Source organism: Nocardia bhagyanarayanae (assembly GCF_006716565.1).
Lineage (GTDB): Bacteria > Actinomycetota > Actinomycetes > Mycobacteriales > Mycobacteriaceae > Nocardia > Nocardia bhagyanarayanae.
In genome coordinates, this window is record NZ_VFPG01000001.1 from 3,588,674 (window position 1) to 3,600,251 (window position 11,578).

The window sequence follows — 11,578 nt, forward strand, 5'->3', positions numbered from 1 at the left end:
GGTCGGCGTCGCGCCCGCGACGACCCGAGGGCGCCGGACCTTCGGGCACTGTCCGGCGGCACCGCGGGGGTGTTCATCCATCGGCTGCCGTCGACGGCGAGTTCACCCGGCGACCACCCCAGCGCCGCGGAACTGGCCGCGCTGGAGTTGCCCACTCGCGCGCCGCTGACCTCGACCGTGGACCGGCTCGCGATGACCTTCCACGACGCCGCTTCGGTGTGATTCCGGGGCGCGACGCGGCGGGTGGCGCGCTGCCGCGAGGCTCGTGGACGACCGCTCGGTCTGCCACTACGCTGACGTTGCGGAACGTTTGCTTGCGGTACGAAACTGACCAGAGACGGAGTGGTGCCCGTGCACCCTGGCGGCGGAAGCGTGACCCCGGACGTCCTTGACCGCCCGGGCGATTCGATCGTGGCCGTGCCCGTCGCCAGGGCCGTCGGCGAGGGGGCGGCGTGACGCTCCCGGAAGTCGGCTCGGAATCGGAGGACGGCGAGGAAGGCGTCGACTACCGCTTCACCCTCGCCAACGAACGGACCTTTCTGGCCTGGATGCGCACCTCTCTCGGCCTGCTCGCCGGCGGTGTCGCGGTGCACACTCTGGTCCAGCCGTTCCACATGTCCGGTCTGCGGCGGGTACTCGCGCTCAGCTGCATCGTCCTCGCGGTCGTCGTCGCGCTCGGCGGCTACCTGCATTGGCGCCGGGTCGGCCGCGCGATTCGCCGCGCGGAACCGCTGCCGGAGACGGTGCTGGTGCCGGTCCTGTCGGCGGGCATCGGCATCGTGTCGATCATGGCGTGTATCGCGGTGCTGCTGCGATGACCGCCAGGGACGTGGGTCTGGCCGCCGAGCGGACCGCGCTCGCCTGGCGGCGCACGGCCATCAGCGCGATGGTCGTGGCCGCGCTGTGCATCGACCACGTGCTGGGTTCCGGCTGGCGTGACGCCGCGATCGCCCCCGCCGTCGCGGCGCTGACGATGTTCGCGGTGGCGGTCGCCGGCTATCTGCGCAGCCGGTGGTTGCGCCACGGCCGCCGCGGCCGACCCGACGGCGTCATCGCCGCGACGGCGCTGGCGATCTTGTTCGCCGGCGGCGTCGCAATCGCATTGGGTTTCACCGAACCACCGAGGTGATCCATTCCAGGACAGACGATTCGGCAGAGAAGAAGGAGGAGGACGATGCCCGACGTGACCGAGCCGACCGAGGTGATCGTCGCCGCGCGGCAGCGCGCCGAGACGATGCTGCCGTTCGCCGATGATGCCGACCTGGCCGACGCCCACCGCGGCTTCCTCGCCGCGCTCGAGCCCGGCGTGGTCACCCAGGACGACGGATCCGTGGTGTGGGACAACGATTCCTACGGCTTCCTGCGTGAGCCGTGCCCCGCTTCCGTCCACCCCAGCCTGTGGCGGCAGTCCGGGCTGGTCGCCGCGCAGGGACTGTTCGAGGTGACCGAGGGGATCTACCAGATCCGCGGCTTGGACCTGTCGAACATGACGCTGGTCGAAGGCGATCAGGGTGTCATCGTGATCGATCCGCTGATCTCCGCCGAAACCGCGGCCGCGGGTCTGCGGTTGTATCGCGAGCATCGCGGCGACCGTCCGGTCACCGGGCTGATCTACACCCACTCGCACGTCGACCACTTCGGCGGCGCTCACGGGGTGGTCACTCCGGAAGACGCTGCGACGAGCGGGATTCCGGTCATCGCGCCCGCCGGGTTCCTGGAGCACGCGGTGTCGGAGAACGTCTACGCGGGCACCGCGATGGCGCGCCGCGCCGCCTACATGTACGGCGCCGTGCTGCCCAGGGGCCCGCTCGGTCAGGTGGGTGCGGGTCTCGGCCAGACCACCTCGATCGGCACGGTCACCCTGATCGCGCCGACGGTGGACATCACCGAGACCGGCCAGGAACTGACCGTCGACGGCGTGCGGATCGTCTTCCAGATCACGCCGGGCACCGAGGCGCCCGCCGAGATGAACTTCTATTTCCCCGATCGCCGCGCCCTCTGCATGGCCGAGAACGCCACCCACACCCTGCACAACATCGTGACCCTGCGCGGCGCGCTGGTGCGCGATCCGCATGTGTGGGCCAAGTACCTCACCGAGGCCATCAATCTGTTCGCGCGCGAGTCCGACGTCGTGTTCGCCTCGCACCACTGGCCGACCTGGGGCACCGAACGCCTGGTGGAATACCTTGCCCTGCAACGTGATTTATACGGTTACCTGCACGACCAGACGCTGCGCATGTTGAACCAGGGCTACGTCGGCGCCGAGATCGCCGAGCAGCTGACGCTGCCCCCCGCGATCGAGAACGCCTGGCACGCGCGCGGGTACTACGGCTCGGTCAACCACAACGTCAAGGCGATCTACCAGCGCTACCTCGGCTGGTTCGACGGCAATCCGGCCCACCTGTGGGAGCACCCGCCGGTCGAATCCGCCCGTCGCCACGTAGAATTCATGGGCGGCGCCGAGGAGGTGCTGCGCAAGGCGCGCGAGTCGTACGCCGAGGGTGACTACCGCTGGGTGGCGCAGGTGGTCGATTACGTGGTCTTCGCCGAACCCGGCAACGAGGCGGCGAAGGACCTGCTCGCCGCGGCCTACGAGCAGCTCGGCTACGGCGCCGAGAACGCGACGTGGCGCAACTTCTACCTCAGCGGCGCGTACGAATTGCGCTACGGCTCGTTCGGCACGCCGACCAAGACGAGTTCGCAGTCCATGCTCGGCGCGCTCACCATCGAGCAGATCTTCGACGCCATGGCGCTGCGCGTGGACGGTCCCAAGGCATGGGACATGCACGTGATCACCGACTGGGACCTCACCGACGAGGGCCGCGTGCACCGGCTGGAACTGCGCAACGGCAGGCTGACCCACTACGACCGGCCGGAGGGCGTCGCGCTGCCCGACGCCGACGCCGAGTTCACCCTCACCAGGGCGACCATGATCCGAGTCCTGTTGCAGGGCGAGGACTTCGGTGTGGCCGCCGCCGCGGGCGACATCGGCATCGAGGGCGATCCGACCAAGCTCGCCGCCCTGGTCGGTGTGTTCGACGAGCCGGACCCGGACTTCGCCATCGTGACACCGTGAGCCGCCGAGGGCCGGAAATCCCCTCGACCGGCGTAGCCGGGCCCGCGTACGGTCGGTGCCCATGTCGACCGAAACCGTCGACAGGTCCGGGCCGCTACGCGAGCGACTGCGCACGGCGTTGCCCGCCGCGACGAAGGCGCGCGATCGCCACGCGGCCGCGGCGCTGCGCTCGGCCCTCGCCGCCATCGACAACGCCGAGGCCGCTGCGCTCGGCGAGGCGCTGACCGCCCTGCTGTAGCCGCCACGCCGCGAGCGAAGTTCGCTATTCTGGCGGCTGCCGGTCGATTCCAGGCGGTTCATAGGATGGGCGTGGCGGAGTTCGAGTTACTCACCGAGAGATTTCTCTCGGCGCTGCGCCGAGGCGGGGGCGACATCTCGGCCGCGTGCCAGGCCGCCGTGCAGGTGCTTCCGGTGCAGCGGGCCGCCATCATGATCGACGAACGCGATGTGGGCGTGCAGCCCTGGTGCAGCAGCGACGAGGTCGCGGCGCGGGTCGAGACGGTGCAGGCGACGGTCGGCGAGGGGCCCGCGGTGGACGCGGTGGCCACCGGCGTGCCGGTCTCGGTCGTCGATCTGACCGCGAACTGCGGGCGCTGGCCGGGCTTCGCCGCCGCGCTGGCCCGGGAACCGGTTTCCGGCGCGATGACCGCGATGCCCTTGCGCTCGGGCGCGGTGCGGTTCGGCGCGCTCGATCTGTACCGGGCCAGCCCCGGTCGCCCGAACAGGTCGATGATGTCCGCCGGACTCCACATCGCCGACATCATCACCGCCCACCTGGTCTCGGCCAGGTCCGGTGCCGCCGAGCAGGCGGGGGAGTGGCTGCGCCGGCCGCTGACGAGCGCGTCGATCCACCAGGCGGCGGGCATGGTGATCGCCCAGCGCGGAGTCTGCCCCAGGGACGCGTACGCCACGCTGCGGACTTACGCGGTGCGCCAGGGCATCTCGCTGGCGGAGGCGGCCGAGCGCGTGCTGCGGCGGCGCATCCGTTTCGACAAGGAAGCCCGCTGAACCACCACCGCTACGCCCAGGCCTAGCGCTCGGCGGGCGTGGCCAGCACGACCGCCGCATCGACGCTGCCCGCCACGATGGCGCCCGCCAGTTCGGCGAGCCGTAGCCCGCACCGTCGCGCGTGCGCGCGCAGGCGGCCGAACGCCTCGGTCATATCGAGGTCGCCGCGCTCGGCGAGCACCCCTTTGGCCTGCTCGACGACCACCCGGTCCTGCAACGCCACCGGCAGTCTGGCCTGCATCGGCTCGATCCTCGGTCGCAGCACGTGCTGCGCGATGCCGATGGCCGCGAGGTCGGCGAGGATCTGTCCCGACCGCACGGCGGCCCGGTCCAGCGCTCCCGGCGCGGCGCCGAAGATGGTCAGGGCGCCGATGTTGTCGGCGCGCAGCCGCAGCGGCAGGGCGTAGGTCGAGCGGTAGCCGTGTTCCAGTGCGTGCCTGGCGAATTCGGGCCAGACCAGGGTGGCGGCGGCGAGGTCGTCCACGATCGCGGGGCTGCTGGTGCGGTAGGCCTGCCTGGTCGGTCCGTCGACGGTTTCGACAAGCCAGCGCGCTCGCTCGTCGGTGGCCGCGAGCACCCGCAGCTCGCCGCGATGGTCGCCGAGGAACAAACCGGCCTCGGCGCCGCCCGTCAGTTCGGCACACGCGTCGACCAATTGCTGCGATAGCTCCACGACATCGAAATCGCTCGCCAGTGTGCCGACCGACCGCACAAGCACGTCCAGCAGCGGCGCGTGCGCTCCCATGGGGGTCTCCCTGAGTGATCGCAATGAGTCGAGCGGAAGTGGAGCCTCGCCTTTCATGTTTGCACCCGAATAGCGTTCGTGTCGACCGCACTTGCGGCGTCATGCGTCGAATCGCCATGGCGGCCGAGTGTTTCGGCGTGTCGCCGACCGTCCATACCATGGAGGGTTGGCAGATGCGGTGCGGTATCTCCGAGGCGGGCGCGCGGGGTTCGCCGGTACAGGGGTGGTTCGGTATGTCTGACAGCGAGCTGCTTGTCACAGCCTTGTCCGGGCTCGTCGGGCTGCTGCCCGAACCGGGCGATCTCGTCGAACCGCTGCACCGGGTGATCGACAGCGCCACCGACGCGCTCGATCTGGCGGGCTGCGCGGTGCTGCTCGTCGCCGACGGATACTCCGGCGTCGTCACGGCGACGCCGGCCGCGCTGGCGGACGTCGCCCTCAGCCAGCGCAGCAGCGAGCGCGGACCCGCGCTGGACGCGCTGCGCCACGGCGAACCGGTCGCCGTCGCCGACGTTCGCGAGCACCATTCCGCGTGAAGATCTTTCCGGCTCACCGCCGGCGTCATGGCTGGGCCGATGACGACGACCTCGGCCTGGTCTATTGCCCCGGCGTGCCCGGGGGGAACCCGGTCTCGGCGACGTCGGGGGTCGCTGCCGTGGCGAGGGTGTGCGCCACCGTGGTGGCGGCCAGCCGGGCCACGACGCGCAGCTCGGCCACCGGTGCGCCGGCACGGCTCAGGACCGCGAGCGACTGGTTGACCGCGACGACATAGGTCGCCAGCTCGTCGAGGGTTGCGGTGTCGGCCTGAGTGTGCGTCAGCGCGGTGCGGATCCGCCGGCGCTGCGTCTCGAGCAGCCCGCGCACCTGCATGCCGCTGTCCTGTGTCAGCGTCGGGGACTGTGCGGCGGACTGGGCGATCAGACACCCCCCGGGGACCGAAGGATCGGCGATACGGTCCAGCGTGACGTCGAAGAATGCTTGCACCGCCCGCACCGGATCATGGGGGTGCGCGCAGAGCGCGTGCTCGTACTGCGCGCCGTAGATCGAGGAATAGTGGTCCAGGCATCGGCGGAACAGCACTTCCTTGGTGCCGAAGGTGCCGTAGAGCGAACCGCGGCCCAGACCGGTGGCCGAACCGAGAGCATCGAGTGAGGCGTCGGCGTACCCGAGCTGCCAGAAGACTCGCATGGCCCGGTCCAGGGCCGCATCGACATCGAACTGCTTGCGGCCCGACATACCGCACCCTCCTGTCGTGTGTGACGTGCGATATGAGCCTACCCCCATCTTGGATCGAACAGTCCAACTATCTTTGACTGATCGATCCAAGATGGTTAGCGTGACCACCGCAACCGCCGCCTCGGCCATCTCATGAACCCCTGTCCAGCCCCGCAACCAAGGATGATCATGACTCTGTCGCCAGGACTGCCCACCCCCGATGGCCCCGGATCCGTCTCACAAGTGCCCAACCTTCCGACCGGATTCACCGACACCTTCACCAGCCGCTATGTCGACATCGGCGAACTACACCTGCACGCGGTCACCGGCGGTGAAGGCCCGGCGTTGCTGCTGCTGGCCGGCTGGCCCCAGACCTGGTATGCCTGGCGGCTGCTGATGCCTGCGCTGGCCCGCGACTTCCAGGTCGTCGCGGTCGATCCGCGCGGTGTCGGGCTGTCCGACAAGCCCCGCGGCGGGTACGACACCGGCACGCTCGCCCGCGACATGGTGGCGCTGATGGACGCGCTCGGGCATGAGCACTTCGCCATGGTCGGCCACGACATCGGGATGTGGACCGGCTATGCCCTGGCAGCCGATCACCCAACCAGGCTCGACCGCCTCGCCGTCGCCGAAGCCGCGATCCCAGGACTGTCGCCCTCACCGCCGCTGTTCGGCAGCCAGCAGGCCAACGACCGCCTCTGGCATTTCGCCTTCAACCGCCACGCCAATCTCAACGAGCAGCTGATCAGCGGACGCGAACACCTCTTCTTCGGCCACCAGTTCGCCACAAAATCCGCCAGACCGCTGCCCGCCTACGCCGTCCAGCACTACATCGACACCCTCGCGACCGACCCCGCGGCGCTGCGAGGCAGCTTCGAGTTCTACCGCGCACTCGATACGACCATCGCGCAGAACCAGGACCGCAAGACCCGGCGGCTGACCCTGCCTGTCCTGGCGATCGGGGGAGCGCAGAACCTGGGCGCCTCGGTCGGCGAAACGATGACACTCGCCGCCGACGACGTGGACAGCCTCGTCCTGCCCGAGTGCGGCCACTATCCCGCCGAGGAAGCCCCCGGGGCGATGCTGGCGGCGCTGACCGCGTTCCTGGCCCCGTACCGGAACCGGTGGACTGCCTCGGACGTCCGCAGATAATCTCGCGAATCCCTAGGCGGTAGCCGCGCCCTCGGCGGCAAGATGACCGCCAGCGATTTCAGTTTTCGGTGGTGACGAGCGGTGGCCTGGCTATCGTGGCCGGGCAGGAAGTCGCGGGCAGCTGGCTCTGGCCCTCTCGGTCGCGGTCTGAGGGGGCATCTCTGCCGAACGGGGTGTCGGTTCGAGCTGCCATGCCGGTAGCGGTCCGGATCAGGGACTGGAACACGACTCCAACCGCGACGCAACCCATCGACGCCCCTTCGACTCCGATGGCCCCAAATCGATGTCCTCGTGCCGCTGGCGCAGCCGCCGAATGCGCTCGAGCTGAGCCCCGAGGCGGTCTTAGGGCCTCGTCGGGAGGGTGGCCAGGTAGCGGCCCGCCATGACGCGCTGCATGAGGCGGGACACTGGGCCGCCGAGTTTGGTGTACCAGGATGCGGGGCGGGAGAAGGCCGTGATCAAGCCGTGGACCGAGTCGTCGGTGGGGTCGTACTCCACCGCGAACAGTTCCTCGCCGATCTCGGGGTGGCCGGGCAGCGTGCCGTAGGCGAAACCGCGCCGGTTCTCGTCCTCGAGCACGTACACCACGCGGCAGGGCGCCACGAGGGCGATCGGACCGATTCCGAGTCGCACGGTGAGCGCCGTGCCGGGCTCGGCCGTCGGCGTGCTCGCGTGCCCGAAGATGCCGACGCCCTTCTGCATTCGGTACGCGAGGATTTCCGCCCCGGCCCGCTCGAACAGTTCCCGGCCGGTGCCGAGCCGCCGCCGCAAGCGGAAGCGGTGGTAGCCCTCCGGAAGTTCGCCCCTGGTAGCGCCGATCTCCCGATAGGTGAACCACGGACCACCGAGTTCGTTCTCCATACCTCGATCATGGTCCGCATCCGGACGCTTAGGAAGCGACGCGTGCCGTGCGCTCCCTCACCGCCAGACCATTGCCAGGCAACTCGGTACATATCGTGCACCACCCCTTCGGAGGTGGCGCTTCCGACCGGCCGCGCACCCGGACCCGTTTCGACCGGCTCGAGGCGCAGCGGCGCGAAGTGCACCAGGCCGAGCGGATCGAGATATTCCGGGCGTCCGCGCCGTCCCGCTTCCCGGCGCAGACCCCAGTGCAGACAGGCGGGAGCAGCGCAGTCCGCGTGACCTTCCTCGAGCGTGCCGATCGGAGTGCCACGTGCCACCCGCGCTCCGACCGAGACCCGCGCTCGAACGGGCTCGTAGGTCGTGCGCAGCCCGCCCGGGTGGTCGATCGATACGACTGGTTTGCCCGCCACTTCACCGGCGAACACGACGATGCCCGCTCCCGCCGCGACCACCGTCTGGCCCGGCGTCCCGGCCAGATCGACACCACGATGGCCGGGCAGCCAGTCCTGGGCAGGCCGGTCGAACCGTCGCTCCACCGTGGGACGGGGCCGCAGCGGCCAGCCGAACTCACCGCCGGGTGCGGCCGCCGCCGTGGCCCCTTCGCAGGCCGCGAGCAGGACCGCGACCAACGCCAGCAGCACCGGCGATCTTGCCGCTCGCCGCAGCCGGGTATCGCAACACCTGCTGCGGCAGCCCGACCTCGTCCGTTCCAGCCGCTGCTCTATGAACCGCGTGTCGGCTGCGGTCCTCGATGCGCCTGAAACGCGGACCTCGCTGTCGCGGCGCAGGGTCGACTCGCCCGGTGTCACGGTCACTACCGCGGCACCGAGGAAGCCGAACCGCCGGGGATCTCGGCCGAGGCAGGCGCCGCGCGAAACGTCTCGGATGTCGGCGCCACGGGCAGCGGTGACGATATGTCTCGGGGGCGAATGGACAGACAAACCGATCCGACGCACGCGTCGGGAGCGGATCCCGGTCGGCCGCCTGGCACGCGCAGCGGAAGTGGCGCGAGCTGACGGAAAGGCAGATTCCGCGCCCGTGGCGGCAGACAGACCGAACCGAAGCAAAGGTGGTCGGGCACAGCGCCCGGCGTACGCCTCGGCGCATCCCGCGCCACATCCGATGGACACCGGATGTCCCAGCAGTCCACGACGGGATCGGAGGCCGTCGGCGCGCCCGGTGCGTCTCGCACGCGATCGGCGAAGCACGTCGTTGCCGAACACTCGGGACCCGCAGGCGGCCGAGCGTCGGCCGTCGCAGGCCACCCCACGCACAGCGCGAGCACGAACAGCAACGGCAGGATCACGGTGATCGAGAGGGAAAGTCGGTGCATGCACTCGACCTTCGCCCGACCCGTGTCGGCGGAACATCCCCGATTCGGCGAGTGTGGACAACTTCCCGACCTGTGGAAACCGCCCGTTTCTCCTGGTAACAACCTCGCGACCAGGCGATTTAGGTGAGGGACGTACCTGGTCGTAGACTGATCGAGCGGTCTGTGCCCGGCACGGACCGACTTCGCGCGCCACCCGTGCTTGTTCGTAGCGGCGCCGTTCGAACCTCAGCTCCCGAATTCCGAGAGTGCTCGTTCGCGGCAGTGCCAGTTGGGAACAGGGAATCGCCGGCTGGTCCCGATCGATGAAGCGATCGGGTCCGACGATTCGGAGGCGCCAGGGCAGCGGGTCGCCGACCCACTGCGTCAACCGGCAACGAAAGAGAGATACGGGAGCCATGGCTGTCGTAACCATGAAGCAGCTGCTCGACAGCGGCGCACACTTCGGACACCAGACCCGGCGCTGGAACCCGAAGATGAAGCGGTTCATCTTCACCGACCGCAACGGCATCTACATCATCGACCTGCAGCAGACGCTGACCTACATCGACAAGGCCTACGAGTTCGTCAAGGAGACCGTCGCCCACGGTGGCACCGTCCTCTTCGTCGGCACCAAGAAGCAGGCCCAGGAGTCGATCGCGGCCGAGGCGACTCGCGTCGGGATGCCCTACGTGAACCAGCGTTGGCTGGGCGGCATGCTCACCAACTTCTCCACCGTGCACAAGCGCCTGCAGCGCCTCAAGGAGCTCGAGGCCATGGAGCAGACCGGTGGCTTCGAGGGTCGCACCAAGAAGGAAATCCTCATGCTCACGCGTGAGATGAACAAGCTGGAGCGGACCCTCGGCGGTATCCGCGACATGCAGAAGGTGCCCTCGGCCATCTGGGTCGTCGACACCAACAAGGAGCACATCGCCGTCGGCGAGGCGCGCAAGCTGAACATCCCGGTCATCGCGATCCTGGATACCAACTGCGACCCCGACCTGGTCGACTACCCGATCCCGGGTAACGACGACGCGATCCGTTCCGCTGCTCTGCTGACCAAGGTCGTCGCCTCCGCGGTGGCCGAGGGCGTGCAGGCGCGGGCCGGTATCGCCTCCGGTGACGAGAAGCCGGAAGCCGGTGCGGGCGAGCCGCTCGCCGAGTGGGAGCAGGAGCTGCTTGCGCAGGCCGCCCCCGCCGCCGAGCCCACCGCCGAGACCCCGGCCGAGGCCTGAGGCTCGTAACCCGCTGTTCCAGCGGTGATCACCGAGGAATGCCATGGTGATCACCGCTGCCCAGTAACTGAACTTCTCCAAAGGAGGCTCGCCACCGATGGCGAACTACACCGCTGCCGATGTGAAGCGGCTCCGGGAGCTGACCGGCTCCGGGATGATGGACTGCAAGAAGGCCCTCGAAGAGACCGACGGTGACTTCGACAAGGCCGTCGAGGTCCTGCGCATCAAGGGCGCCAAGGACGTCGGCAAGCGCGCCGAGCGCGCCACCGCCGAGGGTCTGGTCGTCGCGCAGGACGGCGTGCTGATCGAGATCAACTCCGAGACCGACTTCGTCGCCAAGAACGACGAGTTCCAGGGTCTGGCCAACCAGATCGTCGCGGCGGCCGCCAAGGCCCGCCCCGCCGACCTGGACGCGCTCAAGGCCGTCGACCTGGGTGGCAAGACCGCCGACCAGGCCGTGCAGGAGCTCGCCGCGAAGATCGGCGAGAAGCTGGAGCTGCGCCGCGCCGTGTCCTTCGAGGGCCCGGTCGCGACCTACCTGCACAAGCGCTCCTCGGACCTGCCGCCCGCCGTCGGCGTGCTGGTCGAGTACCAGGGTGAGGGCGAGGCTGCCGCCGAGGCCGCTCGCGCCGCCGCCATGCAGATCGCCGCGCTGAAGGCCAAGTACGTGACCCGCGACGAGGTTCCGGCCGACGTCGTGGAGAACGAGCGCCGCATCGCCGAGCAGACCGCTCGCGAGGAGGGCAAGCCCGAGGCCGCGCTGCCGAAGATCACCGAGGGCCGCGTCAACGGCTTCTTCAAGGACGTCGTCCTGCTCGAGCAGGCGTCGGTCACCGACTCGAAGAAGACCGTCAAGGCCCTGCTGGACGAGGCCGGTGTCACCGTGACCCGCTTCGCGCGGTTCGAGGTCGGCCAGGCCTGACAGCCTGCGAAGGCCCCTCCTCCGTCCCACCGACAGGGGAGGGGCCTTCTGC

General features: G+C 69.5%; 13 protein-coding genes and 1 pseudogene. 10 read left to right on the top strand and 4 right to left on the bottom strand.

Annotated elements, in window-relative coordinates:
* The first annotated feature begins 69 nt into the window (after positions 1–69).
* The 6 genes from FB390_RS33525 to FB390_RS15185 all read left to right on the top strand — a co-directional run bounded on the left by FB390_RS33525 (position 70) and on the right by FB390_RS15185 (position 4,084).
* Positions 70–222, top strand: a complete 153-nt coding sequence (locus tag FB390_RS33525) for a hypothetical protein (protein ID WP_185757038.1) — start codon at positions 70–72, stop codon at positions 220–222.
* A 230-nt stretch (positions 223–452) separates the two neighbouring features.
* The gene (locus tag FB390_RS15170) at positions 453–818 is read left to right on the top strand and encodes a YidH family protein (RefSeq protein ID WP_141809524.1); all 366 of its coding nucleotides are present in this window, start codon (positions 453–455) and stop codon (positions 816–818) included.
* Positions 815–1,129, top strand: a complete 315-nt coding sequence (locus FB390_RS15175; RefSeq protein WP_141809525.1) for a DUF202 domain-containing protein — start codon at positions 815–817, stop codon at positions 1,127–1,129. Before FB390_RS15170 ends, FB390_RS15175 begins: the two co-directional genes overlap by 4 nt.
* A 45-nt stretch (positions 1,130–1,174) precedes the next feature.
* Complete coding sequence (locus tag FB390_RS15180) at positions 1,175–3,076, top strand: alkyl/aryl-sulfatase (RefSeq protein WP_141809526.1); 1,902 nt, start codon at positions 1,175–1,177, stop codon at positions 3,074–3,076.
* Between the two features lie 61 nt (positions 3,077–3,137).
* Positions 3,138–3,314 carry a hypothetical protein gene (locus tag FB390_RS33530; protein WP_185757278.1) on the top strand — a complete coding sequence of 59 codons (177 nt, stop codon included), beginning with the start codon at positions 3,138–3,140 and terminating at the stop codon, positions 3,312–3,314.
* A gap of 71 nt (positions 3,315–3,385) precedes the next feature.
* Positions 3,386–4,084 carry a GAF and ANTAR domain-containing protein gene (locus tag FB390_RS15185; protein ID WP_185757039.1) on the top strand — a complete coding sequence of 233 codons (699 nt, stop codon included), beginning with the start codon at positions 3,386–3,388 and terminating at the stop codon, positions 4,082–4,084.
* 22 nt (positions 4,085–4,106) lie between these two features.
* On the opposite strand, the gene FB390_RS15190 is transcribed toward FB390_RS15185, so the two are convergent.
* Positions 4,107–4,829 carry a GAF and ANTAR domain-containing protein gene (locus tag FB390_RS15190; RefSeq protein ID WP_185757040.1) on the bottom strand — a complete coding sequence of 241 codons (723 nt, stop codon included), beginning with the start codon at positions 4,827–4,829 and terminating at the stop codon, positions 4,107–4,109.
* Between the two features lie 233 nt (positions 4,830–5,062).
* Between FB390_RS15190 and FB390_RS15195 the strand changes: the two genes are divergently transcribed.
* Positions 5,063–5,365, top strand: coding sequence for a GAF domain-containing protein (locus FB390_RS15195; RefSeq protein ID WP_141809529.1), 303 nt, complete (start codon positions 5,063–5,065; stop codon positions 5,363–5,365).
* Between the two features lie 61 nt (positions 5,366–5,426).
* Here FB390_RS15195 and FB390_RS15200 read toward each other — a convergent pair whose 3' ends face one another.
* Complete coding sequence (locus FB390_RS15200) at positions 5,427–6,065, bottom strand: TetR/AcrR family transcriptional regulator (RefSeq protein ID WP_141809530.1); 639 nt, start codon at positions 6,063–6,065, stop codon at positions 5,427–5,429.
* A 168-nt stretch (positions 6,066–6,233) separates the two neighbouring features.
* Between FB390_RS15200 and FB390_RS15205 the strand changes: the two genes are divergently transcribed.
* Entirely contained in the window at positions 6,234–7,196 is a 963-nt protein-coding gene (locus FB390_RS15205) for an alpha/beta fold hydrolase (RefSeq protein ID WP_141809531.1), read from the top strand.
* 342 nt (positions 7,197–7,538) lie between these two features.
* Here FB390_RS15205 and FB390_RS15210 read toward each other — a convergent pair whose 3' ends face one another.
* Both FB390_RS15210 and FB390_RS34255 read right to left on the bottom strand, forming a co-directional pair.
* Positions 7,539–8,057, bottom strand: a complete 519-nt coding sequence (locus tag FB390_RS15210) for a DUF1990 domain-containing protein (protein WP_141809532.1) — start codon at positions 8,055–8,057, stop codon at positions 7,539–7,541.
* Between the two features lie 152 nt (positions 8,058–8,209).
* Positions 8,210–8,701 (bottom strand): annotated as a pseudogene (locus FB390_RS34255) (M23 family metallopeptidase); the annotation flags it as partial.
* Between the two features lie 1,087 nt (positions 8,702–9,788).
* Between FB390_RS34255 and rpsB the strand changes: the two are divergent.
* Together rpsB and tsf are read left to right on the top strand one after the other, a co-directional pair.
* Positions 9,789–10,604: a 30S ribosomal protein S2 gene (rpsB, locus tag FB390_RS15220; RefSeq protein ID WP_141809533.1), complete on the top strand. Its 816-nt coding sequence runs from the start codon at positions 9,789–9,791 to the stop codon at positions 10,602–10,604.
* 97 nt (positions 10,605–10,701) lie between these two features.
* On the top strand, positions 10,702–11,526 hold the full coding sequence (gene tsf / locus FB390_RS15225; protein ID WP_141809534.1) for a translation elongation factor Ts: 825 nt from the start codon (positions 10,702–10,704) through the stop codon (positions 11,524–11,526).
* The last annotated feature ends 52 nt before the right edge of the window (positions 11,527–11,578 follow it).